Raw genomic sequence first — 24,956 nt, 5'->3', positions numbered from 1 at the left:
AAAGCAGGAGTAAGCAAAAAAATTTATCTAATTATTTTAGCAATTAGTAAGTAACTAAAAAGATTAACTTAATTTTTAAAAACCTAACATAACCTTGAAGGGAAAATAATTTTTTTATCTAACCTATTAAGATTCTCTATTTTTTATAGCAAAACAGATTGGCTCCTAAAGAAGAACAAGAAATGGCTCTCGTCAGAATTGGGTAAAAGGGTGAGATTAAAGCAGTCATCAGTCGTCAGACAAGCCTAGAGCAGGAACTGACGGTGCTTAAATAAAAATGAGGTACAAAAAATGGATTCTAAACATACTGATATTAACAGCCGCAAGCAGCAGGCCACTCCACGCGGTGTAGGCATTATGTGCTCATGGTATGTAGAACGTGCAGAGAACGCCACTCTGTGGGACATGGATGGGCGTGAATATACTGACTTTGCAGGCGGGATTGCCGTACTGAACACTGGTCATCGCCATCCGAAAGTGATTGCAGCAGTAACTGAACAGCTCGGCAAATTTACTCATACGGCATACCAGGTTGCACCTTATGAAAGCTATGTATCTTTAGCTGAGCGTATTAACCAGCGTGCGCCTATTGAAGGGCCGGCAAAAACAGCTTTCTTTACCACAGGTGCAGAAGCTGTAGAAAATGCGGTCAAAATTGCCCGGGCTGCCACCGGTCGTTATGGCATTATCACATTTAGTGGCGGTTTTCATGGCCGTACTTTTATGACCATGGCAATGACTGGTAAAACAGCACCTTATAAACGTGATTTTGGTGTCATGCCGGCAGGTGTATTCCATGGCCGCTATCCATCGCAGTCACAGGGAATCAGTGTGGACGATGCCATGGAAAGCATTGAAAATATTTTCAGTACTGACATGGTACCTCAAGATGTTGCCGCTATTGTACTTGAACCGGTACAGGGGGAAGGTGGTTTCAATGTCGCACCTCAGGAATTTCTGGTGCGTTTGCGTGAGCTCTGCGACCAGCACGGTATTTTACTGATAGCCGATGAAGTGCAGACCGGTTTTGCCCGTACCGGACAACTGTTTGCTATGCAGCATTACAGTATCAAGGCCGATATGATTACTATGGCTAAAAGCCTCGGCGGTGGTTTCCCGATTTCTGGCGTAGTGGGTCGTGCCGAAATAATGGATGCACCGAACCCGGGAGGACTGGGCGGTACTTATGCCGGTAATCCGCTGGCTGTAGCGGCTGCACATGCAGTAATTGATGTGATCGAAGAAGAACAGCTTTGCGAGCGTGCACATGTACTGGGTTCACAGCTCATCAAAACCCTGGAACAGCTTAAAGTTACCAGCTCCATGATTCAGGATATACGTGGTCTGGGTTCTATGGTCGCGGTAGAGCTTGAATATGCTGAGCAGGCAAAAGCGATTCAGGAATATGCCATGAGCCAAGGTCTTTTGCTGCTGACTTGTGGTAAATCAGCGAATGTTATCCGTTTTCTATATCCACTCACTATTCCGGCTGAACAGTTCCAGAAAGCTCTGGATATTCTGAAAGCCGGTTTCACAGCAGTCACCCAGCAAAATCTGGAGCGCTCTGCATGATCCAGCAAAATTTACAGTATTTACTGGACCATCCCGACATCACTTTTACCCAGCCTTCAGCTGATCATTATATCTGTGTGCAGGATGCTGCTACAGGAGAACAGCTGGCTTGGGTCAGAACTTATGACCGTGCGGCTGTAGAAAATGCTATCCAACGTGCTGAACAGGCACAGGCTGCCTGGAAACAGCAGACTGCCCTGCAAAAAGCTGATCTACTCTGGAACTGGTATCGCCTGATGCTCAAGCATCAGGAGGACTTGGCACAGATCCTGACTGCCGAACAGGGTAAACCGCTGTCAGAAGCACGGGGCGAGATTAGTTATGCTGCATCTTTCATCCGCTGGTTTGCTGAGCAGGCTCGTCGTGTAGATGGAGAGGTTTTGACATCATCTCAGGCACAGCAACGGTTATTGGTAATTAAACAGCCAATCGGAGTAACAGCGGCAATTACACCATGGAACTTTCCGGCCGCCATGATTACCCGCAAGGTAGGACCAGCACTTGCTGCGGGTTGTTCAATGCTGATTAAGCCAGCAGAACAGACGCCACTTAGTGCCTATGCACTGGAGGTTCTGGCATTACAGGCAGGTATTCCAAAAGATGTCATGATTACACTGAGCGGCGAATCAATTGAAGTTGGCCAGACTTTATGCGAAAGCGACGTTGTCCGCAAGCTGAGCTTTACCGGTTCAACCGAGGTCGGCCGCATTCTCATGAAACAGTGTGCGCCAACAATTAAAAAGCTGTCACTCGAACTTGGGGGCAATGCGCCGGTTATTGTATTTGATGATGCCAATCTGGACCAGGCTGTAAAGGGAATAATGGCTAGCAAATTCCGTAACAGTGGCCAGACCTGTGTATGTGCAAACCGTATTTATATACAGGAAGGTATTTATGATGCAGTCAGTGAACGTGTGATTGCTGAAGTTGCCAGGTTAAAAGTAGGTGATGGCCGACAGTCTGAAATAACACAAGGCCCACTGATTGACGAAGCTGCAATTGAGAAGGTCCAGTCGCACATTGAAGATGCCGTTAGCAAAGGTGCAAGCATCCGTACAGGCGGCAAACGGCTAAATCAAACCAGCACATTTTTTGAGCCAACCGTTTTAACTGGTGTCACTCAGGAAATGAAAATTTCTCGTGAAGAAACTTTTGGTCCACTGGCTCCATTATTCAGTTTTAGTACTGAAGAAGAGGTAATCCAGATGGCAAACAACACAGAATTCGGGTTAGCTGCTTATCTGTTTACACAAAGTACAGCCCGGCAGTGGCGTGTGGGGGAAGCGCTGGAATACGGCATGGTAGGCATCAATACTGGCCTGATTTCAACAGAAGTTGCTCCTTTCGGTGGTATAAAACAGTCAGGGCTGGGGCGCGAAGGCTCGCAGCATGGGATTGATGAATACCTGGAAATGAAATATTTATGTGTTGATATAAGTAACTAAAATTCAAAAGTATCACATAGCCTGAGTGGTGGAAAATTTTTTCATCTCTCGGGCTATGTTGATATATGTTAAAGGTTCTTCACTTCTATATAGAAGTCCACCACTATAAGAACTTCTCCCATGCACATTAGAATTTCCTGAAGGAAACAGTTATGTCTAATCTTTCTTATATTAATGAAGAGGCAGGTGCCTGGAATACCTATCTGGCCCAGATTGATCGGGTGGCTCCATATCTGCAACATCTTGCTGATTATATTGATACTTTAAAACGTCCCAAACGTGCTCTTATTGTCGATGTGCCCATTGTAATGGATGACGGAACCATTCGGCATTTTGAGGGCTACCGGGTACAACATAATCTGTCCCGCGGTCCGGGAAAAGGAGGTATTCGCTATCATCCAGATGTGGATCTGAATGAAGTTACCGCGCTGGCTGCCTGGATGACCATTAAAACAGCTGTAGTCAATCTGCCTTTTGGTGGTGCCAAAGGCGGGATTCGAGTTGATCCGCGCTCTTTATCAACCCGTGAACTGGAACGGTTAACGCGTCGTTATACCAGTGAAATTGGTCATATTATTGGCCCACAAAAAGATATTCCGGCTCCTGATGTGGGCACTAACCAGAATGTCATGGGCTGGATCATGGATACTTATTCATCAAATAAGGGTTATACCGTGACGGGTGTAGTTACGGGCAAACCGGTCCATTTAGGAGGGTCACTGGGACGTGTCAAGGCCACTGGCCGTGGCGTGTATATTACCGGACGTGAGGCTGCCAAAAAAAATAATCTGGCGATTGATGGTGCTAAAGTCGCCGTACAGGGGTTTGGTAATGTGGGCAGTGAAGCAGCAAATCTGTTCGCACAGGCAAATGCCAAGGTGGTATGTATTCAGGACCATACCGGTACGATCCTGAATAATAATGGTATTGATCTGGACGCTTTACGAATTTATATGGAAGAGCATCCAGGTGTACTCGGTTTTCCAGGTGCTACGCCTATAACTAATGACGAGTTTTGGGATGCTGAAATGGATATCCTGATTCCGGCAGCGCTTGAGGGACAAATTACTGTTGAACGTGCTGAAAAATTAAAAGCCAAGTTGGTTTTGGAAGGCGCAAACGGTCCGACCTATCCTGAAGCTGATGACGTGTTGCTGCAACGGGGCATTACGGTGGTGCCAGATGTTATCTGTAATGCCGGAGGGGTAACTGTCAGTTATTTTGAATGGGTACAGGATATTTCAAGCTACTTCTGGACTGAAGAAGAAATTAATCAGCGTTTGGATAAACTGCTTATTCAAGCAATTCATGATGTCTGGAATACTGCTGAGGCCAAGAAATGTACTCTGCGTACCGCTGCCTATATTCTGGCATGTGAACGAATTCTGATTGCACGTAAAGGTCGCGGCATCTTCCCGGGTTAACTTTTAACCGGTAGATAAATGCTAAAACCATTGTGAGAAAAACCCAAACAGGATCTATAGATTGATCAGGTTTGGGTATTTAACAGTCAAAAACTATTTGTAAATTAGTATATAAATAAGCAAATAACTTTACCGTTTTAAGATTCAAATTAATTCTCTGTATGCCTGAGCTGACGAATGAGTTGCTCGGCATTAAATGCACCGGTTAGACGGAGCTCACGTTTTTCCTGCCCATCAGGCTGTAAAAACAGAACCGTTGGAGGCCCCAGAATTTCCCGTTCAGATAGAATCTCATCCTGAGAAGGCTGATAATGAGACAGGTCAAGTTTGATTCTTTGCCATGATTTTAATGCTCCTTGTACATCTGCACGTGGCGTAATATCGCGCTCGATTGGCTGGCAAGCAACACACCAGTCTGCATACACATCAATCACGATAGGACGCTGAATTTGACGGGCTCTGGCCAGTACTTGATTTAATTCTTCAGCATTTCGTACTACCTGCCATGCATGAAGTTCAGAGGCATGTTGTCCGGCATTTAAAGATGACAGAGCATTTTTTATATTCCATCCACTTATGCCAATCAATAACGCTGCCAATAAGCAGGTCAAAATCTTGGCTTGCCCCTTGTTCTGCTGTCGGGTGATCCAGCCCAGATAAAGTACGAGGGCCAACAGTAAACCTGCAAACAGAGAATAATATAATGTCAGAGAGAGTAGAGGCCGGATAAAATATACTGCCATCATCAGCATAATAAAGCCAAAGCTGAATTTGAGACGCTCCATCCACAGTCCGGGTCTAGGCAGGAAGCGGGCACCAAATACTGCAGCAATAAATAATGGCAGACCGATACCCAGGCCGAGCATAAACAGGTACAGACCGCCCAATAATGGACTTTGTGTCTGTGAAACAAATAAGAGTGAACCAGCTAAAGGCGCACTCATGCATGGGCCAACAATCAGGGCTGAAAGGACCCCCATCACAGCAGCGCCGTAAATGGTTCCGCCAGTCTGCCGGTTCTGGATACGGTCCAAACGCTGTAAAATACCTTGGGGTAGCGACAGCTGAAACAGGCCAAGCAGATTGAGTGCAAATACTACAAATAGCAGTGCAAAGCCAATAATCACCGGTGGACTTTGAAACCAGCGCTGAAAACTGTAACCAACCCCAGCCACCAGCATGCCCATTAATGCATAAACCAATGCCATACTGACAACGAATGCTGTAGCGATAGGAATAGCCTTATAACCTTTTTTACGCTGCACGATAATGCCTGACAGAATCGGAATTAAAGGTAAAGAACAGGGCAGGAAAGCCAGAAGTATTCCAAAAATAAAAAAGATCAACAGATTAAGTAGCCAGGAATCCTGCGAGAAAAGATTTAAAAATACCTGATCATTATTCCATTGATTTGACCAGAAAAAAGAGCTATCTGAAGTATTTTTAGAACTAATAGATTGATCTGTATTGGTATTTATAACTTCTAGCTGTTGAGCTTTATAAGTTGAGGACTGCCCTGCATCAGAAGATGAATCAATATCCTCACGGCTAACAAGCGACAGATTTTGTTGTGCCGGTTCGCTACCTGTAAATGAAGCCTGAGTATTATCAAACTGGAGCAAGCCATTTTTTTGAGACTGTAACTGCGGAAAAAGTCCATCCTGATCAGTGGTCAAGGTAGTGCGTTGTACAGGATAACACAGCCCGTCTGCCGAGCAGCCCTGCCAGCTGACCTGATAACTGGTCTTTGGCTTCACCTGAATTTTAGCTGCAACCTGATGATAATGAACCTCTGTAATTCCAAAGGTTGGATCATTTTTCTTTGTACCTTTAGGCAGTTCAATGCTTAATGGCTGCTGGCCAACCATAACCTTGAACTGGTTATGATACAAATAATAATGTGGTGCAATATTCCATTGTAGCAGGGCTTCTTTTTGTGAAACTGATTCAGCCTTGAGCTGGAAGGCCTGTGCGGCAGGCAGAAAACTAGCATTTGCCAAAGCGCTAGTACTGACTATGCTCACAAAACAGGAGAGTAAAATTTTTCTAACGTGCACTTCTATTCATAACGGAGGATAAATATTTAATTGTATTATGCCTGTCTTAAAAACAAGACGCTATGAACAGTTTTGTTATTCATTTTCAAGCAAACTAGTCATAAAAAACGAATAAACTCATTATAAATTTCTATTTATTCCAAGTTTTATTAAAAAAATAGATATAACAAATATATAGGAAATTATTAAGATTTAATAATTGATTAAAATATATATTTATATTATATAAAAATATATATTGTTATTTGGTGAATCTATGATTCAGGACTATTGGCTTGCCCTACTTGGTGGAGCATTACTTGGCTGTTCGGTGATCGGCTACCTGTGGGTCAATGGCCGGATCGCTGGTATCAGTGGGCTGATTGCACATGTACTTGATCCCGTTACTTTATGGAAAACACCGGCTCTCTGGTTTTTGCTGGGCCTTATATTAACGCCTTTTCTATATAGCTTATTTGTAGTACCAGAGATTGAATTGAATGCTTCGCCCTGGATGATGATTATCGCCGGGTTATTAGTGGGCTTTGGTACCCGTCTAGGTTCTGGCTGTACTAGTGGTCATGGTATCTGTGGTATTAGCAGGCTTTCCAGACGCTCAATGGTTGCTACATTAAGCTTCATGCTCGCAGGTTTTATCACGGTTTATCTGCTTCGGCACGTTCTGGGAATACAGTCATGAAAAATATTTTGGCCTTTATATTTGGTAGTATTTTTGCGCTTGGGCTGAGTATTTCAGGAATGGCTAATCCTGAAAAAGTACTGGATTTTCTGGATATCACTGGTACATGGGACCCAAGTCTGGCTTTTGTGATGATAGGTGCCATTTTAGTGGCCATTATTCCGTTTCAAAAAGCACTACGTTCTGCCGAGCCTAAAACTGTATTCCATGAAACAATAGAACTACCCACCAATCAAAAAATTGATTCTAAACTCATCATGGGTGCGCTGATTTTTGGTATGGGCTGGGGTATAGCTGGAATTTGTCCTGCACCAGGATTGACCCTAATCGGTCTTGGCCATTATGAATCACTCTATTTTATTTTAGCGATGCTGGCCGGTGTATTTGTTCATCGCAAATGGTTTGGATAGGAGAGCGAATATCATGACAATAAAACCTCTGGTTAAGTCATTTTTTGATAATGATACCAATACTTTCAGTTATGTAGTTACTGATCCTGTCACAAAGCACTGTGCTGTCATTGACAGTGTGATGAATTATGATGCAGCTTCAGCTTCCATGCATTACCAGCAGGCTGATGAAATTCTGCTTTATATTAAACAGCAGGGCTTAACGGTTGAATGGATCCTTGAAACACATGTGCATGCTGATCACATGACAGCTGCGCCATATATTCAAAGTAGTGCAGGTGGCAAAATTGCCATGAGTAAAAAAATCTCTGTAGTGCAGGAGACTTTTAGCAAAATTTATAATTTTGAGCCTGAATATTTTAAGGTTCATCATCCTTTTGATTATCTGTTTGAAGATGGTGAAAAATTCAGAATTGGCGAACTTGAAGCCTACAATATTCCGACACCGGGGCATACACCTGCCTGCCTGAGTTATGTCATCGGTGACGCTGTTTTCGTAGGAGATACCTTATTCATGCCAGACTACGGTACAGCACGTTGCGACTTTCCAAACGGCAGTGCTGAACAGCTGTTTGATTCGGTACAGGCTTTATATCAATTACCTGATTATACCCGGGTATTCCTGTGTCATGACTACAAGCCAGAAGGCCGGGATGAGTTTGTACATGAAACGACCATTGGTGCGCAGAAACATGGCAATGTCCATATTCAGGAAAATACCCGCAAACAGGATTTTGTAACTATGCGCACCCAGCGTGATGCCAAATTATCTATGCCTAAACTAATCTTGCCAGCGATTCAGATCAATATGGATGGAGGACAATTACCAGAACCGGAGGCAAATGGGGTACGTTATCTGAAAATCCCTCTTAACTTCTTTAATTAATTTTGCTCAAGAGCTCTACCTATAACAGGAAGAAACTCATAAAGACTAGTAATGCCAGAACTTAAACTCATCTGAAAATTCTGGTTCTGGCCAAGCAGCATTAAAAATTTTTTTATTACATTTCATGTTTTATATTAGTCTTAAAATTCTAAAAATATCTTTTATAAAAAACACATAGTGACTCGATTGAGGTTTGGTACAAAATTTGTCTTAGTTAGTCTAAAAAAAATATTTCTAAAAAAAATTATGAAATAATTGTTAAAACAACCGTATTTAAACATTGAAGAGAAACCAAGCCATTAAAGTGTTTAAGCGTTTATCAGGGAGTGTATTAGTGCAATTAAAAAATTCTGGTTTATTTAAACAACAGGTATTTATTGATGGTCAATGGCTAGAAGCAGAGCAGAATAAAAGTTTTGCCGTAATAAACCCGGCTACTGGTGAAACCATTGCTCATGTACCTTCTGTTAGTGAACAGCAGGTAGTAAAAGCAGTAGAAGCAGCTGATCAGGCACTACAAAGCTGGAAACAGACCACTGCAAAAGAACGTTCAATCCTGCTAAAAAAATGGTACCAGCTGATGATTGAACATCAGGAAGATCTCGCGATAATTCTAAGCACGGAACAGGGTAAACCAATGACCGAAAGTCGGGGGGAAATTCTGTATGGTGCAAGCTTTATCGAATGGTTTGCTGAAGAGGCTAAACGCACTTATGGTGATGTGATTCCCCATGATAAGCAGGGACGTCGCCTGCTTGTGATTCGTCAGCCAGTTGGCGTAGTGGCTGCAATTACACCTTGGAATTTCCCCAATGCCATGATTACCCGTAAAGTTGGTCCGGCATTGGCGGCAGGCTGTACTGTCGTGATTAAACCAGCTTCTGAAACTCCACTTTCTGCACTGGCTCTGGTCGCTCTGGCTGAAGAAGCTGGAATTCCAAAAGGTGTAATCAATGTAGTGACTGGCAGTGCCCGTGAAATAGGTGGAATCCTGACTCAGCATCCTCTGGTGCGTAAGGTATCTTTTACCGGTTCGACCGCCATTGGTAAATTACTGATGCAGCAATGCTCTTCAACCATGAAAAAAATCAGTATGGAATTAGGTGGTAATGCACCATTTATTGTGTTTGAGGATGCAGATCTGGATAAAGCAGTTGAGGGAGCGATAGCATCAAAATTCCGTAATAGTGGCCAGACCTGTGTATGTACTAACCGTATTCTGGTTCAAAACAGTATTTATGATACTTTTGTTGAAAAGCTTGCTGCTGCTGTAGCAAAACTCAAAGTTGCTCCTGCTTTTGAACCGGGTGCAGAACAAGGCCCGCTGATTAATGAAAAGGCAGTTGAAAAAATTCAGGAACATATTGATGATGCAACCTCCAAAGGAGCTAAAGTCATTTATGGTGGGCAGCGGCATCAATTGGGTCAGACATTTTTTGAGCCAACCGTCTTAACTGATGTGACCCCAGATATGCAGGTCGCACAAGATGAAACCTTTGGACCACTAGCACCAGTTTTTAGATTTACCGAAGAAGCAGAAGCCATCCGTATGGCGAATGATACTGAATTTGGCTTGGCTTCTTATATTTATACGCAAAATCTAAGTCGGGCCTGGCGTGTAAGCGAAGCCCTTGAATACGGTATGGTCGGTATAAATGAAGGTTTAATTTCTACTGAAGTTGCACCTTTTGGGGGAATAAAGGAGTCGGGTTGTGGCCGTGAAGGTTCTAAATATGGGATCGAAGACTACCAGGAACTTAAATACTTGTGCATGGGTATCTAGTCAGTTTCTGGCAATTTCTTTGAGAATGTAATCGTATAGTTTTATGATGGCCTGATATTTCATGATGAAATCATGAGTATAAGGCCTGTCCAGGAAATTATTTAACGTTACAATAACAGGGAGAAAGTAGACTGAACGTTATGAACACAATTAACACAGCCCCTGTTATTGATACTAAAGCCTTTCGCCGGGCACTGGGTAATTTTGCAACCGGTGTCACTGTAATGACTGCTCAGAATAGTCAAGGTGAAAAAGTTGGCGTAACAGCTAACAGTTTCAACTCTGTCTCACTTGACCCAGCATTGATTCTATGGAGTATCGATAAAAACTCTTCAAGTTACCGGATCTTTTCACAAGCCAGTCATTTCGCGGTCAATATTTTATCTGCGGCTCAAATTGAATTTTCCAATAATTTTGCCCGCCGTGCAGAGGACCGTTTTGCTGGAGTCGATTTTGACATGGGTGCTGGTAAAGCACCTTTATTAAAAAACTGTTCCGCTGTGCTGGAGTGTGAAAAATTTGATATTGTTGAAGGGGGTGATCACTGGATCATTCTGGGTAAAGTGGTTAAGTTTCATGACTATGGCCGTTCTCCTTTACTTTATCATCAAGGTGTTTATTCTGCGGTACTGCCTCATCCGAGTTTGAATACGCCTGTTGAGTCCAGAGAGGATAGTTTTCCTGGCCGTTTATATCATAACATGTACTACTTGCTAACTCAGGCAGTGCGAGCCTATGAAAGCGACTATCAACCCAAACAGCAGGCTACAGGTTTTCGGACCAGTGAAGCACGTTTGTTACTTGTATTGGACAGTAAAACTGCCAGTAGTAAACGTGCACTGCAGCATGAAGTCGCTATGCCCATTGCCGAGGTTGAACAGGCAGCCGAGATTTTAGCCCAAAAAGGTTTGCTTATTGAAACCGAGACTACTTATGTACTTACGGAACACGGAAAGAGTGCGGCCAATATGCTCTACCGGATTTCTGAAAGTCATCAACAGGAAGTATTTTCAAAATATACAGAAGAGCAACGCGAACTCTTTAAAGAAATGCTTAAAGACCTGATTGAACTTTAAAAAGTTTTTAATTTTATATTTAACTTATTCTGTTATTTTGTCTTATCTGAATTATGAACAGTTCAGGTAAGATCTTCACGTCTTTATAATAGCCTAAGCATGCTGACCTTATTAAAATTTGATAATTTATTTTAAAATTTAATTACATTATTTATAATAAATTTATGCATAATGTAATAAGTCCAACGCTTAAATAAAAGGTATTTAAATAATAAGATGAATTAATTTAAATCCTAAAATAAGGATATTAAAGCAAAAGTGATTTACTTTGAAATCTGGAAAATTTTTATCAATTCTTAAATTGTTCAATTTAGTAATTTTTATAACACTAACCAGGATGGTAGTATGAATACTCATGTCATTATTAACGGTGAAAATATTCAAGGATCAGCAGAAACTTTTAAAGTGCTGAACCCGGCTAATGAAGAAGTAATCACGGAAATAGCCAGTGCAACCCCAGAGCAGGTAAATCAGGCAGTTCAGGCTGCCACTGAAGCTTTCAAGCAATGGAAAAATATTTCTGATAAGGAAATTAATAACAGTTTTAGTAAAATTGCGAATGATATCCGTCAGGAAAAAAAAGAAATTGCCCGGTTAATTACCTTGGAGCAGGGCAAGCCATTAGGCTTGGCAGAGTTTGAGGTAGAAGCAGGTGCTAGCTGGATTGAATACATCGCCAGTCTTGAAATACCAGTTGAAACTATTCAGGAACCTGGTGGTAAAACCATTCAGGTTTATAACCGCCCACTTGGTGTGGTCGCATCGATTACACCATGGAACTGGCCGTTTATGATTGCAGTCTGGCATCTGTTTCCGGCCTTAAAAACTAAAAACTGTATTGTCAATAAACCCTCAGAATATACTCCTTTAAGTACAGTCAAACTGGTAGAAATTATTAACCGTCATGTACCAAAAGGCGTGTGTAGCGTAGTACTTGGCACAGGTAAAGTCGGGCAGGTTCTCAGTGAGCATCCTGATATCGCCAAAGTCACATTTACCGGTTCGACACGTACCGGGCAGAGTATTTTGAGCCATTCGGTTAATACACTTAAAGGTGTAGTACTGGAATTGGGGGGTAATGATGTAGGAATCGTACTAGACGATATTGACGTAGATAGCACAGCCGAGAAAATTTTCGGCTCGGCGTTTTTAAATGCTGGCCAGACTTGTGCCGCATTAAAGCGCTTATATGTGCATGAAAATATTTATGAGGACTTAATACATAAACTGGTAGAAATAGCTGAACGGCAGGTTGTGGGTGATGGACAAGAAGAAAATACAACTTTTGGTCCGGTACAAAACCGTATGCAGTTTAATAAAGTTAAGGCGCTTATTGAGGATGCGATTGCTCAAGGTGGAGAACTGCTTACTCAGGCACCAGTACTGCCAGAAAACGGCTATTATATTGCACCGACTTTGATTGCAAACCTAAGAGAAGGTGTGGCACTGGTAGATGAAGAGCAATTTGGTCCGGCTTTACCTATTATAAAGTTTAGTGAGATAGATGATGTGATCCAGCGCGCCAATCAAAGCTCTTTCGGACTCGGCGGTTCAGTCTGGAGCCAGGATATTGAAAAAGCTCAAGAGATTGCTAATCAGCTAGAATGCGGTACGGTGTGGATTAACAGTCATGCTGACCTGTCACCTGCTGCACCATTTGGTGGTTGGAAACTTTCCGGCTTGGGTTATTCATTTGGCCTGGATGGCCTACTTTTATTTACCAAGAAACAGGCAATCCATATCAGTCGCTAAAATGTTAAGGTGCCTCTTAGCTGATAAATGAGATAAGAGGCATTTAACAGTCTGTTTTAAACGTGCAAGGTCAGGTTATATTCAAAGAATATAAGTAATTCTATTCTTCAATTATTCATGCCTATAGTTATCTTTAATTCTAAAAATCAAAACAATAAATTTTAAAATATAAAAAATATTAAGCCTGGTTTTCATATATTAAATCGGTGCTTTAACTTGATGATCAGAAATATAAATTGGCTCCTGACAAATTTTAAAAAATGGTACTCGCAGGCTTTGGATAAACACGCCATATTGTTTAAGACGATAGGGCCAGATGTATTAAAACGGGTGGTGGCGAACGTACCATGTACATGAGTAAAAACTTGTACTTGCAGAGAATATTAAATAATGAATCTAAAAAATAAAGTCAGAAGCAAAGATGGAATGCTGTTTGGCAATATCGAGTATTTTTAGTGTGGTGGCGGCTATAGTTAAGTGACACGAGCTAAATATCTCTGATTTTTAAAATGAGTCTCTAACCTGACTATAGTTTCCTTAAACTCTAAAGCTAATGTGTATAAATAAATCTGATTGATCAAGATCATTATTCATTTTAATTGCTGGCTATAAACTCTGGACTCTTCAATTCAAGCAAAACAATTTCGTAAGGTGTAGATATGGCATTTTTATTTCAGGACTAATGTACAGTTTGCTGAATCTTGAAATTTTTTAAGTCGCTATCTATTTGCAACCATTAAAAAATTCATGGAATGAATACAAGATGCAGATAAATAAAAAAGAATCTTCGAATCAGTTGAGTGATTCATTAAAAACCAGACACCTCACCATGATGTCAATTGCCGGTGTTATTGGCGCTGCTTTATTTGTTGGCTCAGGTAGCATTATTGCAGCAGCTGGTCCGGCAGTAATACTGGCTTACTGTGCCGGTGGAGCTCTGGTGGTATTTATTATGCGCATGCTGGGCGAAATGGCGGCGACCTCACCCGACACCGGTTCTTTTTCGACTTATGCAGAACGTGCCATCGGGCGCTGGGCGGGCTTTACGATCGGTTGGCTGTACTGGTGGTTCTGGGTACTGCTGATGGCGTGGGAAGCTTATGTGGCAGGATTAATCCTGCATGAATGGTTTCCCTTACTCAGTGTAAACGTATTCACCCTGATGATGACGATTACTCTGACTGCCATCAATTTTATGCGGGTGAGTAAATATGGTGAGGTGGAGTTCTGGTTTGCTCTAATTAAAGTGATTGCAATTGTCCTGTTCATTGTTTTGGGTATATTGGCAATTTCCCGGTTATGGCCAGTGGGTGGCGTCAGCGGTTTAAGCAATCTTAGCGCTCATGGCGGCTTTATGCCCAATGGTTTGGGGCCGGTCATTGTTGCTTTACTGGGTGTCATGTTTTCATTTTTAGGCGCAGAAATTGTAACGATTGCCGCCTCAGAATCTAAAAATCCGGTAGAACAAACCAAGCGCGCTATTAAATCTGTAGTCTGGCGGATCTGCCTGTTTTATATTGGCTCAATCTTCTTGATTGTCTGTATTGTTCCATGGAATGATCCTTTGCTTAGCCAGACAGGTTATGGAGCATACCGCCGTACTTTTGAAATATTAGGTATCCCTGCAACCAAATGGATCATGAACTTCGTAGTACTGACATCGGTCAGCAGCTGTTTTGTTTCAGGCCACTATACCGCATCACGCATGTTGTATTCGCTTTCAAAGCGGGGAGATGCACCCGCCCTGTTTCAAAAAACCCGTAAAAACGGTACACCAGTGTTTGCTGTATTGGCTTCTTGTGTAGTGGCATTTGCTATTGCACTGATGAATTTCTTTGATGCACTCAAACCCAGAGAAATTCTGGATATACTCATGAACACCACGGGTATGATCGCGATGCTGGTTTATCTGGTAATTGCTATTTCTCAGCTCAGGCTGCGCCAGAAAATGGAACGCGAAGGCCAGGAAATTAAACTCAAAATGTGGTTTTTTCCGTGGTTAAGCTATCTGGTGATTGCTTTTATTGTTGCATCTTTAATTGCCATGACTTTTATAGAGCAATATCGGGTTCTGGTTATTTCTACAGGTGGAGCGGCATTAATCGTTATTTTTATTGGGATTACATTGCAGTTTAAAGCTTACCGGAGAAAACTGGCAGCCCAGCGTCCACTTAAACGAAGTTATTTCTAGTATATCAATTCATCCATGCCTTAAATCTGTTTTAAATTTTTCAGGTTATAGCTACTGTTACAGAAGCTATAACCTGATGATTTTTTAATTATCCCTTTTAATTTAAATAATGTTTTACTAGCTTATAATCTGCTCATTTCTCTCATTGCTTAATATAAAAATTATCTCTTCAGCACATTTTGGTGCAGTTTTTGCATTTTTCCAGATGATCTTATTAAAAGTTTTAAGAAAATGCAGTTTTTGAATGAAGATAAACCCGATGAATCTGCTCGCTGGTTTGCACGTCTGGAATTGGGTTTTAAAGCAGCACAGGACCGCACTATTTTACAGCATCGATGGCATTTTGGACCAATTAGGGTGCAAAAAATGTTATGGCCAGAAAAAACTGGAGTGTGTCATGCCATTATTGTGCATCCGCCTGCAGGAATTGCCGGGGGCGATCATCTGACTTTCAAGATTCATGTAGATGAAGAAGCACATGCCTTGGTTACCACTCCTGGTGCCGGAAAATGGTACAAGACCAATGCGAAACAGGCTTTTCAGCACATTCAGATTCAGGTTGAAAATAATGCGATTTTTGAATGGGTTCCTCAAGAAACTATGCTATTCAATGGAGCATGGGCGCACTCTGAAACTATAATTCAACTAAAAAACAATGCCAGCTTTATTGGCTGGGATATGCTGGTGATTGGGCGCCAGGCGCGAGATGAACGGTTTACTGAAGGCCTGTTTCAGAACCGCTTTAAACTGTTAAGAAATGAGCAGTTACTGGTCGCAGATAGCCTGAACTTTAAGGGGAGTGACCGCTGGCTTAGCTCGTGTCTGGGAATGAATAATCTTGCAGTTATGGGAAGTTTCTGGGCTATAGCACCTGAAAAATTTAGAACCAGTTTTTATCTGGATCAACACCTTGATCTGATCCGTGAGCTGATAATGCGTATGGATACACCAGTAACTTTAACTCTGCTCAATGATGTGATTTGTGCCCGTTATCTGGGGGATGATGTCCGTAAATGCCATGATGCCTTTGCGGCAATCCGTGCTCGGCTGCGACTTTACTGGTTTGACCTGAATGAAGAGTTTCCGCGAATCTGGAAAACTTGATAGTTAAATAATCTTCAAGCCCGCCGCATTCTAAAAAACTTGCATATATATTGCATGACATTTGTGAAGAATTTTAGGAAAGAGATATGGAACTCAACCCTACTGAAAAAGACAAGTTATTGATTTTTACTGCTGGCTTGGTAGCAGAACGTCGTAAGGCACGGGGGGTAAAGCTGAACTATCCTGAAGCAATTGCTTTTATTTCAGCAGCATTACTTGAAGGTGCACGTGACGGTATGACGGTAAGTGACCTGATGCACTACGGCACTACCTTGCTTACACGCGCAGATGTCATGGAAGGTATACCGGAAATGATCGCGGAAGTACAGGTAGAGGCAACATTTCCAGATGGCTCCAAGCTTGTGACTGTCCATCAACCGATTGTCTAGGAGAGCAATATGATTCCGGGTGAAATTTTTACCCCTGACCTCGACATTGAAATGAATGTCGGTCGTCAGACCTTGAAAATCACTGTAGCAAATGCCGGAGACCGTCCAGTTCAGGTGGGTTCACATTTTCATTTTTATGAAGCGAATGATGCATTGCAATTTAACCGGGAAGCTACAAGAGGCTACCGGCTCAATATTGCTGCGGGTACAGCAGTGCGTTTTGAACCCGGTCAAAGCCGCTCTATAGAGCTGGTTGCGCTGGCAGGCAAGCGCGAAGTATACGGGTTTGCGGGTCGTGTAATGGGCAAGCTGGAAGAACAGGAACACAAGAAATGAAAATGTCACGCCGTGCCTATGCGGAAATGTTTGGTCCAACACTCGGTGACCGGGTTCGTTTGGCGGATACCGAACTGTTTATTGAAGTCGAACAAGACCTGACTACCTATGGCGAAGAGGTCAAGTTTGGCGGTGGTAAAGTCATTCGTGATGGAATGGGGCAATCGCAGCTGCTAGCAGAGGAGGTGGCCGATACCATAATTACTAATGCGTTAATTGTCGACTGGTGGGGAATTATTAAGGCTGATGTCGGTCTAAAAAATGGCCGGATCTGGAAAATTGGTAAGGCTGGTAACCCGGATATTCAACCCAACATTACTATTCCTTTAGGAGCAGCAACTGAAGTGATCGCAGGTGAAGGGCAGATTCTGACTGCAGGGGGAGTTGATACGCATATTCACTGGATTTGTCCGCAGCAGGTAGAAACTGCACTCATGTCAGGTGTCACTACCATGATTGGTGGTGGAACCGGGCCTGCTGCAGGTACTTCGGCAACTACTGTTACTCCAGGGCCATGGCATATCTCGACCATGTTGCAGGCCATTGATGATTTGCCCATGAATATTGGTCTACTGGGTAAAGGTAACTTAAGCAAACCGGAACCAGTTGTCGAGCAGGTCCAAGCCGGTGTTGTGGGTTTAAAACTTCATGAGGATTGGGGATCAACGCCAGCGGCCATCGATAACTGTCTAACTGTAGCAGAAAATTATGATGTACAGGTCGCCATACATACCGATACTTTAAATGAAAGCGGATTTCTGGAAGAGACCCTGGCAGCATTTAAAGATCGTACGATTCACACTTACCATACCGAAGGTGCGGGTGGCGGACATGCCCCAGACATTTTAAAAGCAATCGGGCAGCCGAATGTTCTACCATCCTCTACTAACCCGACCCGGCCTTATACGGTAAATACTATTGATGAGCATCTGGACATGCTGATGGTCTGCCATCATCTCGACCCGGCTATTGCTGAAGATGTAGCCTTTGCAGAAAGCCGTATCCGTCGTGAGACCATTGCAGCAGAAGATATTCTGCAAGACTTGGGCGCAATTGCTATGATGTCATCAGACTCGCAAGCCATGGGTCGTGTAGGTGAAGTTATTATCCGTACCTGGCAAACCGCGCACAAAATGAAAGTACAACGCGGTACACTAGAAGGCGATAATGCCAGTCATGACAATAACCGTGTAAAACGCTATATTGCCAAATATACAATTAATCCGGCAATTACACATGGATTAAGCCATGAAATCGGTTCAATAGAAGTCGGTAAGCTGGCTGATCTGGTACTGTGGAAACCGGCATTTTTTGGGGTGAAACCTTCCATGATTATTAAAGGTGGCATGATTGCTGCTGCGCCCATGGGCGATATTAATGCCTCTATTCCAACCCCGCAGCCTGTACATTACCGTCCAATGTTCGGGGCATTTCCACGAGGCGTGCACAATACCTGTATTACCTTCTTGTCACAAGTAGCGATTGAGAGAGGTGTACATAAAAAATTGGGACTAAAAAAGCTCATCAGTCCATGCAAAGAAACACGTAACCTCACTAAAGCGGATATGAAGCTAAATACTTACTGTCCTGTGATGGAAGTAGACCCGGAGATTTACGAGGTACGGGCAGATGGGAAATTACTGACGTGTGAACCTGCGGAAGTGTTACCAATGGCGCAGCGTTACTTCTTGTTCTAAATGATAATTTAGATCAATATGCCATCTTTACTATTAAAATAATTGAGGGTGAAGATGGCTTTTAAATTTGAAAGTCAGGAATTTAAGCTTAAATTTGATCAGGTCGAATCACTGGCAAGGAGCATAATAGAAGATGACACGTACGCAGAAAGTATTAAAAACTTAGCCAACCATTTTCTAACTGCAACCCGCGTTTTTAACACGAATCTTGATTTAAGTGATTATGATCAATATATCGAATATTCGAGGAAACAACCTGTATCAGATTTCGTAAAAGTCGTAGATCAAGCCCTCAAGAAATATAAAAATAGTAATTCAGAATCTGATTTAATCTATCTATTCGACATCAGTTTAAATTTAATCAATATCTATTTTTCTGAACTAACTTTTATTCTAGGTGGATTGAGTAATTCAATTTCTTTGGAAGTGGGCAGTGTTATTGACTTTGTTAGTACCAAATATTCTAATGATCCCAATTTTAGACGCTATGTTAGATTTGCTGAAAGAGATTTGCCATTCCAAATTTTTAAAGAGTTATTTCATTCAAATGAAATTAAAAATGTAGTGGAATTAAATAATAAGTTAAATGAAGCTAATAATGCTATCAATACTTGGAATAGTACATTCGAAACTAAGCGAGATGAAGTAGAAAATTTAGAAAATAAACTTGAAAAATATAAAATTAAATATGATTTTGTTCTTTTAAATAAGGGGTTTAAGCAACTCTATGAACAGAAAAAAGAGGAGTTGAAAAGTAGGAGGGATGGATATTCTGCTTTTGGTGCAATGTTATTTTTTACGCCGTTATGCTCAATCGCACTTTTTATATTTTTATATTTCAGTTTAGGTGAGCAAGGACTTAAATTTATTATTTATTTATCATTACCCGTTACTACCTTCATGATTATTGTTTTTTATTTTGTGAGAGTAGGACTACAGCATGTTCGTTCGGTTCAATCTCAAATGATGCAACTTGAACTACGAATGGCGCTCTGCCAATTTATTTATAACTATGCAGAAGACTCTGAAAAGTTACATAAGAAAAACTCATCTGGTTTTGAAAAGTTTGAGAACATAATCTTCTCACCACTTGTGTCTTCTGACGATAAAATTCCGACTACATTTGATGGAATGGAACAACTTACTAAATTAATTGGCGAGTTCAGGAAATAAATGCACCAATAAAAACCTTATTGGCACGAAAAATGCTTAATTTTGAGGCGTAAAACTACTGATACTTAATATGAGAATTATAAAACATTCAATTGTTAGGGATCTTTGCTTTAAAAAGGATAAGCATGAAAATCTATACCCAGCGATTAGAGACTATTCACCATAACAGTTCCTTTGAAATTGTTGAGCTGACATTTGATACCCGTCAAAAAAGCCGTTTTCGTGCGACCTTAAATTCAGGTATCGATATTGGTGCAGATTTACCTCGTACAGGTATTTTAAGAAGTGGTTCATTTATTGCCACAGAGCAGGGTGATATTTTGCGTATAGATGCCAAACCTGAACGTTTGATGCAGGTGATCGCCCAGAGCGACTTTGATTTGGTAAAAGCAGCCTACCACCTGGGTAACCGTCATGTTCCGCTGATGCTCACACCTAGCGCTTTATATTTTGAACCTGACCATGTGCTGGCAGAAATGGTTACAGGACTGGGTCTAACCGTTGCTGAGATCGAGCATCCTTTTGAACCAGAAAGTGGTGCCTATGCACAACACAGTCATGAACATCGTCTAAGTCCAATTAAAGCTTTACATGCTCATGGCCATCACTAATGCCAGCCAGCTTCTCAAACTGCTAACACTCTCTTCTACAGCCTTGCCGGTAGGCGCTTACTGCTATTCGCAGGGGGTGGAAAGTGCGATTGATCAGGGCTTTATTCATGATGAAGTTTCTAGTATTGCCTATTTTGAAGAAGTACTTGAAATGCTGCTAGTACGCTTTGAATTGCCTGTACTTCAACGCCTGATACAGTTTTACGCCAATGAAGAGCAATTTTTATACTGGGCAAACTTATATCGTGCCAGTCGTGAAAGCAGAGAATTGCTGGCGGAGTCACAGCAACTGGCGTTTTCTCTAAATGCCTGGATACGAGATGTTCTAAAACTTCCAGTAACTGTTAAAAAACAGTTTGGTTTTGTTCCGGTATATGCCCAGTTATGTGGCCAACTACAACTAAATATAGTTGATGTCTTAACTGCTTATACCTTTAGTGTTCTGGAAAATCAGGTACTGGCAGCAGTCAAGACTATTCCACTTGGACAGATGAGTGGCCAGCGCATTCTATGGCATCTGCATGAACTGATCCCGCAGGCGGTAGAGCAGGCTTTAACACTACAGGATGATGAACTGAGTAGTAATTTGCCGCAATATGCCATGCTGAGTATGGCACATGAAACCCAATATTCACGTTTATTTAGGTCGTGAATGAAGCGCTGGTTTAAAAATTCAAAGTAAGTTGTGAAATTAAAAAGGAAAACAAGATGACAGAACGTAGTCCATTAAGAGTAGGCATTGGCGGACCGGTGGGTTCAGGTAAAACAGCTCTTACCTTGAATCTATGCCGTGTCTTACGGGATAAATACAATATGGCCGTGGTCACTAATGATATCTATACCAAGGAAGATTCAAACTTCCTGACCCGTCATGAGGCTATGAGTCCAGATCGTATTGTCGGGGTAGAAACGGGAGGTTGTCCGCATACTGCTATTCGTGAGGACGCTTCAATTAATCTGGCAGCGATTGATGATTTATGTGAGAAGTTTGATGGACTGGAACTGATCATTATTGAAAGTGGTGGAGATAATCTGGCCGCAACGTTTAGTCCTGAACTTTCTGATCTGACACTATATGTCATCGATGTTGCAGGAGGAGAAAAAATTCCACGTAAAGGCGGGCCGGGAATTACTAAATCTGATCTTCTGATTATCAATAAAACTGATCTGGCGCCAATGGTTGGAGCAAATCTGGACGTTATGGACCAAGACGCCAAACGTATGCGTGGTGAAAAACCATTTTTATTTTCCAACATGAAAACCCAAGATGGTTTAAATGAAATTATAGAATTTATTGAAAAACAAGGACTATTTAAAGCCTGAGGACACTTATATGAAAAATATCATTCAAAGAGCCAGTTTAATAATGCTTGGCCTGATACCGGAAGTCAGTCAGGCACATCCGGGGCATGACCATCATTCAGGTTTTAGCGCGGGTTTCCTGCATCCTTTTACAGGCATGGACCATATGATTATGGCACTGGCGTTGGGCGTTTTACTTTGGTCCGCAGCCAGACAGTGGAAAATACTTGGCATGGCCAGTATGGCTACCGCACTGGTATTTGGTTTCGTGCTGGGTCAGCAACAGTTATTTTCGAGCAGTCTTGCCGAGTATGGCATTATTGCCTCACTGTTGATGGTTACTCTTGCACTATGGTCAAAATCCAGAATAATTCTACCTGTGGCTACAGCATTACTGGTAACTTTTCATGGTATTGCTCATGGTAATGAGCTCGGTCATTCAGGCCATATCGCCGGACTTGTTTCAGGTATGATAATAGCGATGTCTTTGATTTATATCGCAGGCTTGGGCCTTGGAGCATTGATCATACGCTATATTCCTTATGGCAAGAAAATCGTTGGGGCATGTGCAGCAATTGTGGCCCTGATAGGCCTTACTTAGTTTTTCTTATTTCCTGCTGTTTAAGAGCTAAATACTTATTTGGCTCTTAAATCTTCTGAAATTCTATGGATACAAGTAGCTATGCATCATGCCTTGTATCAAGTTAAGGCATGAGTAATCAGCTTTAGAAAATTAGCATTATCTATATTAAGTTAATTATCGCTATAGTCTAAAGTAGCTGAAGAATTTAATAATAGAGATATTTAAATATAAAATATTTTATTTTTTAATTATCATTGAATTTAAAAATAAGAGTGAATTAATTATTTTAAAAAATTAATAATAAATACTTTGAAATAAATTAATCAGTACAAATATTAATATCTGGCAATAAAAATAGGCTTCTAAATAGAAGCCTGATGTATGATTTTATTATTTTCTTTATTTTTATTCTTGTTCTCTTATATTTATTATTTTTCCATTGTTTTGCACAAAGAACAGATCACTCCACTGTGCCGATGCGAATACATCACATCTGGCCGTTCATAATTTTCATTACATGCTACACAGTGATAGACAGTTGCTACCGGTGTCCCTTCTGTATCGTAGCGTGCCTCTTTCAGACCATCATTACTATTTTTAATATAGTATTTGCCCTTGGTCAGTAAACCCATCAGGGGCGTCAGGATAAAGGCTACCAATAGTGCAATCAGTGGGGAATAAGGTGCCAGAAATTCACCAAGCAGGCCAAAGAATGCCGCAATAGATAAACCAGCCGCTACCAGAAATGACACCATGCCTACCGGGTTAATGTTATAAAGCATGTCACGGCGGTATTCAGGCTCTTTAGGAGAAAGCTTTAGTACATATTTATTAATAGCAATATCAGTCGCAACCACAACTACCCAGGCAATTGCAAAGTTAGAGTAAAAACCTAGAATTTTACCTAAAACTGCAAACATATTGCCTTCCATCAGTGCCAGTGCAATGGCCAGATTGACCATCACAAAGATAATCCGACCCGGATAATGCTTGGTAATACGGGTATAAGCACTCGTCCAAGCCAGTGATCCTGAATAGGCATTGGTAACATTGATTTTGATCTGTGAAATTACCACCAGAATGACAGCAAGACTGAGAGCCAGCCAGCCTGGTAACATGTCATGGAATGCTGCATTGAACTGTTGCACAGGTTCAGTACTATTTACGTCTGGAATTTTTGTAAGAAGATAAAAACCTAAAAATGCCCCAATAATTTGCTTGATTGCACCCAAAATGACCCAACCCGGACCTGCAGAAATTACTGCGATCCACCAGGATTTACTATTTTCCTTAGTTTTAGCGGGCATAAAACGCAGGTAATCAATCTGTTCACCAATTTGCATGATGAGTGAAAGACAGATTCCTGCACCCAGCATGATTGCTGCCATGTCTAATACTGCAAATCCCTCATTTCCGCCATAAGCAGCAAACTGGCTTATCAGATCAGGTTCCTGATAAATCAGATAAGCGACCGGTCCGATCATCAGTATCAGCCAGATTGGGGTAGTCCAGACCTGTAATTTAGTGAGAGCTTTCATACCATAAATAACTAGTGGAATAACCAGCACGGTAGAGACCAGATAGCCTGCCCAGAGGGGAATACCTAAACCCAGTAACAAGCCTTGCGCCATAATTGATCCCTCAAGCGCAAAGAAAATAAAGGTAAAACTGGCAAAGATGATACTGGTTAGCACTGAACCAAAGTAGCCAAATCCAGCTCCACGTGTAATCAGGTCCAGATCAATATTGTAACGTGCTGCATAATAAGCCAGTGGAATACCTGTTAAAAAAATAATGAGCGCCGCAAATAGAATTGAAAACACTGCATTTGTAGTACCATATGCCATGCCGATACTGGCACCAATAGAAAAATCTGCCAGATAAGCAATTCCGCCTAATGCTGTAATGGCTACTACCTTTGGACTCCAGCGTCTAAAACTGTGAGGCGCATAACGTAACGTATAATCCTCTAGGGTTTCATTGGCGGCAGAAGAAGGACTATTCTCTAGTACATCTGTTGCTGATGAGTTATGCATCACAAACACTCCTGTTTTTATTTTGTGTCTGTCTAAATGCTTAGCAAAAGTAGTGCCAGTTTTCTAAATAAAAAATAAAATATATTAATTTGCTGAAAAATATAAATTAATATTTAAATAAAATTCTTGATCTAATTTAAAATTTATGTAAATTTTTAGAAATAGAACTAATTTAAGCCCCAATATAAAGCGGCCTTAGAAAATTATATATATTCGATTGAAATCTATTTTTATATAGTTTTATTATCTTTATGTAAATTAAAATTTATAAATGGTATAAGGTAATATATTTTAATTATTCTATTTTGCTTAAGAAATAAATTTAAAATTTATATTTATAAGAAATTAATAAGTATTAACCTATATTATTTAAATTAACTTAAAGCTAATATCTATACATTTATATCTTTAGTATAAAAGTCTAATAGATTTTATTAAAATTTTAATTAT

21 protein-coding genes are annotated in these 24,956 nt (G+C 41.3%); 19 read left to right on the top strand and 2 right to left on the bottom strand.

From position 1 onward, the window contains the following. The first annotated feature begins 291 nt into the window (after window positions 1-291). The 3 genes from gabT to AC0VYT_RS08750 all read left to right on the top strand — a co-directional run bounded on the left by gabT (window position 292) and on the right by AC0VYT_RS08750 (window position 4,441). Entirely contained in the window at window positions 292-1,572 is a 1,281-nt protein-coding gene (gene gabT / locus AC0VYT_RS08760) for a 4-aminobutyrate--2-oxoglutarate transaminase (RefSeq protein WP_005019631.1), read from the top strand. Continuing rightward, entirely contained in the window at window positions 1,569-3,017 is a 1,449-nt protein-coding gene (locus AC0VYT_RS08755; protein ID WP_005019634.1) for an NAD-dependent succinate-semialdehyde dehydrogenase, read from the top strand. The genes gabT and AC0VYT_RS08755 overlap by 4 nt, the downstream gene beginning before the upstream one ends. Before the next feature lie 152 nt (window positions 3,018-3,169). Next, window positions 3,170-4,441, top strand: coding sequence for a Glu/Leu/Phe/Val family dehydrogenase (locus AC0VYT_RS08750; RefSeq protein WP_005019637.1), 1,272 nt, complete (start codon window positions 3,170-3,172; stop codon window positions 4,439-4,441). Between the two features lie 149 nt (window positions 4,442-4,590). Here the strand turns inward: AC0VYT_RS08750 and dsbD are convergent, their stop codons facing one another. Beyond that, window positions 4,591-6,441, bottom strand: coding sequence for a protein-disulfide reductase DsbD (gene dsbD / locus AC0VYT_RS08745; RefSeq protein WP_005404446.1), 1,851 nt, complete (start codon window positions 6,439-6,441; stop codon window positions 4,591-4,593). A gap of 313 nt (window positions 6,442-6,754) precedes the next feature. On the opposite strand from dsbD, the gene AC0VYT_RS08740 reads away from it, so the two are divergent. The 16 genes from AC0VYT_RS08740 to AC0VYT_RS08665 all read left to right on the top strand — a co-directional run bounded on the left by AC0VYT_RS08740 (window position 6,755) and on the right by AC0VYT_RS08665 (window position 22,488). Continuing rightward, window positions 6,755-7,177, top strand: a complete 423-nt coding sequence (locus tag AC0VYT_RS08740) for a YeeE/YedE family protein (RefSeq protein WP_005019642.1) — start codon at window positions 6,755-6,757, stop codon at window positions 7,175-7,177. Further along, window positions 7,174-7,587 (top strand): DUF6691 family protein, encoded by a 414-nt coding sequence (locus AC0VYT_RS08735; RefSeq protein ID WP_005019643.1) that lies wholly within the window; start codon window positions 7,174-7,176, stop codon window positions 7,585-7,587. Before AC0VYT_RS08740 ends, AC0VYT_RS08735 begins: the two co-directional genes overlap by 4 nt. A gap of 13 nt (window positions 7,588-7,600) precedes the next feature. Then, on the top strand, window positions 7,601-8,473 hold the full coding sequence (locus tag AC0VYT_RS08730; protein ID WP_005019644.1) for an MBL fold metallo-hydrolase: 873 nt from the start codon (window positions 7,601-7,603) through the stop codon (window positions 8,471-8,473). Between the two features lie 334 nt (window positions 8,474-8,807). Continuing rightward, window positions 8,808-10,256, top strand: a complete 1,449-nt coding sequence (locus AC0VYT_RS08725; RefSeq protein ID WP_005019646.1) for an NAD-dependent succinate-semialdehyde dehydrogenase — start codon at window positions 8,808-8,810, stop codon at window positions 10,254-10,256. 140 nt (window positions 10,257-10,396) lie between these two features. Then, window positions 10,397-11,332 carry a p-hydroxyphenylacetate 3-hydroxylase reductase component gene (locus AC0VYT_RS08720; protein ID WP_005019647.1) on the top strand — a complete coding sequence of 312 codons (936 nt, stop codon included), beginning with the start codon at window positions 10,397-10,399 and terminating at the stop codon, window positions 11,330-11,332. Window positions 11,333-11,677: 345 nt separating this feature from the next. Next, window positions 11,678-13,084, top strand: a complete 1,407-nt coding sequence (locus tag AC0VYT_RS08715) for an aldehyde dehydrogenase family protein (protein WP_005019648.1) — start codon at window positions 11,678-11,680, stop codon at window positions 13,082-13,084. 763 nt (window positions 13,085-13,847) lie between these two features. After that, window positions 13,848-15,275 carry an amino acid permease gene (locus AC0VYT_RS08710; protein WP_005404447.1) on the top strand — a complete coding sequence of 476 codons (1,428 nt, stop codon included), beginning with the start codon at window positions 13,848-13,850 and terminating at the stop codon, window positions 15,273-15,275. A gap of 231 nt (window positions 15,276-15,506) precedes the next feature. Next, window positions 15,507-16,379, top strand: coding sequence for an urease accessory protein UreD (locus tag AC0VYT_RS08705; RefSeq protein WP_005404448.1), 873 nt, complete (start codon window positions 15,507-15,509; stop codon window positions 16,377-16,379). Window positions 16,380-16,465: 86 nt separating this feature from the next. Beyond that, on the top strand, window positions 16,466-16,768 hold the full coding sequence (ureA, locus tag AC0VYT_RS08700) for an urease subunit gamma (RefSeq protein ID WP_005019651.1): 303 nt from the start codon (window positions 16,466-16,468) through the stop codon (window positions 16,766-16,768). Between the two features lie 9 nt (window positions 16,769-16,777). Beyond that, window positions 16,778-17,104 (top strand): urease subunit beta, encoded by a 327-nt coding sequence (locus tag AC0VYT_RS08695; protein WP_005404449.1) that lies wholly within the window; start codon window positions 16,778-16,780, stop codon window positions 17,102-17,104. Beyond that, window positions 17,101-18,801 (top strand): urease subunit alpha, encoded by a 1,701-nt coding sequence (gene ureC / locus AC0VYT_RS08690; protein ID WP_005404450.1) that lies wholly within the window; start codon window positions 17,101-17,103, stop codon window positions 18,799-18,801. The genes AC0VYT_RS08695 and ureC overlap by 4 nt, the downstream gene beginning before the upstream one ends. Before the next feature lie 54 nt (window positions 18,802-18,855). Continuing rightward, the gene (locus AC0VYT_RS08685) at window positions 18,856-19,974 is read left to right on the top strand and encodes a V-type ATP synthase subunit I domain-containing protein (RefSeq protein ID WP_005404451.1); all 1,119 of its coding nucleotides are present in this window, start codon (window positions 18,856-18,858) and stop codon (window positions 19,972-19,974) included. 125 nt (window positions 19,975-20,099) lie between these two features. Further along, complete coding sequence (gene ureE, locus AC0VYT_RS08680) at window positions 20,100-20,585, top strand: urease accessory protein UreE (RefSeq protein ID WP_005404452.1); 486 nt, start codon at window positions 20,100-20,102, stop codon at window positions 20,583-20,585. Further along, window positions 20,572-21,237: an urease accessory protein UreF gene (locus tag AC0VYT_RS08675; protein WP_005404453.1), complete on the top strand. Its 666-nt coding sequence runs from the start codon at window positions 20,572-20,574 to the stop codon at window positions 21,235-21,237. Before ureE ends, AC0VYT_RS08675 begins: the two co-directional genes overlap by 14 nt. Window positions 21,238-21,293: 56 nt before the next feature. Beyond that, window positions 21,294-21,908, top strand: coding sequence for an urease accessory protein UreG (gene ureG, locus AC0VYT_RS08670; protein ID WP_005019668.1), 615 nt, complete (start codon window positions 21,294-21,296; stop codon window positions 21,906-21,908). A gap of 10 nt (window positions 21,909-21,918) precedes the next feature. Further along, window positions 21,919-22,488: a HupE/UreJ family protein gene (locus AC0VYT_RS08665; protein ID WP_005019671.1), complete on the top strand. Its 570-nt coding sequence runs from the start codon at window positions 21,919-21,921 to the stop codon at window positions 22,486-22,488. A 410-nt stretch (window positions 22,489-22,898) separates the two neighbouring features. On the opposite strand, the gene AC0VYT_RS08660 is transcribed toward AC0VYT_RS08665, so the two are convergent. Then, window positions 22,899-24,506, bottom strand: a complete 1,608-nt coding sequence (locus AC0VYT_RS08660) for a purine-cytosine permease family protein (RefSeq protein WP_005404850.1) — start codon at window positions 24,504-24,506, stop codon at window positions 22,899-22,901. Window positions 24,507-24,956 lie beyond the last annotated feature (450 nt).

It is taken from the genome of Acinetobacter sp. QJM3NY_42, assembly GCF_056173745.1.
This window is presented reverse-complemented; position numbering and strand designations above follow the sequence as displayed.

Bases quoted from the DNA above. Each gene is read 5' to 3' on its own strand.
- gabT (WP_005019631.1), top strand. From the start codon at position 292: ATGGATTCTAAACATACTGATATTAACAGCCGCAAGCAGCAGGCCACT.
- AC0VYT_RS08755 (WP_005019634.1), top strand. From the start codon at position 1,569: ATGATCCAGCAAAATTTACAGTATTTACTGGACCATCCCGACATCACT.
- AC0VYT_RS08750 (WP_005019637.1), top strand. From the start codon at position 3,170: ATGTCTAATCTTTCTTATATTAATGAAGAGGCAGGTGCCTGGAATACC.
- AC0VYT_RS08740 (WP_005019642.1), top strand. From the start codon at position 6,755: ATGATTCAGGACTATTGGCTTGCCCTACTTGGTGGAGCATTACTTGGC.
- AC0VYT_RS08735 (WP_005019643.1), top strand. From the start codon at position 7,174: ATGAAAAATATTTTGGCCTTTATATTTGGTAGTATTTTTGCGCTTGGG.
- AC0VYT_RS08730 (WP_005019644.1), top strand. From the start codon at position 7,601: ATGACAATAAAACCTCTGGTTAAGTCATTTTTTGATAATGATACCAAT.
- AC0VYT_RS08720 (WP_005019647.1), top strand. From the start codon at position 10,397: ATGAACACAATTAACACAGCCCCTGTTATTGATACTAAAGCCTTTCGC.
- AC0VYT_RS08715 (WP_005019648.1), top strand. From the start codon at position 11,678: ATGAATACTCATGTCATTATTAACGGTGAAAATATTCAAGGATCAGCA.
- AC0VYT_RS08710 (WP_005404447.1), top strand. From the start codon at position 13,848: ATGCAGATAAATAAAAAAGAATCTTCGAATCAGTTGAGTGATTCATTA.
- AC0VYT_RS08705 (WP_005404448.1), top strand. From the start codon at position 15,507: ATGCAGTTTTTGAATGAAGATAAACCCGATGAATCTGCTCGCTGGTTT.
- ureA (WP_005019651.1), top strand. From the start codon at position 16,466: ATGGAACTCAACCCTACTGAAAAAGACAAGTTATTGATTTTTACTGCT.
- AC0VYT_RS08695 (WP_005404449.1), top strand. From the start codon at position 16,778: ATGATTCCGGGTGAAATTTTTACCCCTGACCTCGACATTGAAATGAAT.
- ureC (WP_005404450.1), top strand. From the start codon at position 17,101: ATGAAAATGTCACGCCGTGCCTATGCGGAAATGTTTGGTCCAACACTC.
- AC0VYT_RS08685 (WP_005404451.1), top strand. From the start codon at position 18,856: ATGGCTTTTAAATTTGAAAGTCAGGAATTTAAGCTTAAATTTGATCAG.
- ureE (WP_005404452.1), top strand. From the start codon at position 20,100: ATGAAAATCTATACCCAGCGATTAGAGACTATTCACCATAACAGTTCC.
- AC0VYT_RS08675 (WP_005404453.1), top strand. From the start codon at position 20,572: ATGGCCATCACTAATGCCAGCCAGCTTCTCAAACTGCTAACACTCTCT.
- ureG (WP_005019668.1), top strand. From the start codon at position 21,294: ATGACAGAACGTAGTCCATTAAGAGTAGGCATTGGCGGACCGGTGGGT.
- AC0VYT_RS08665 (WP_005019671.1), top strand. From the start codon at position 21,919: ATGAAAAATATCATTCAAAGAGCCAGTTTAATAATGCTTGGCCTGATA.
- AC0VYT_RS08660 (WP_005404850.1), bottom strand. From the start codon at position 24,506: ATGCATAACTCATCAGCAACAGATGTACTAGAGAATAGTCCTTCTTCT.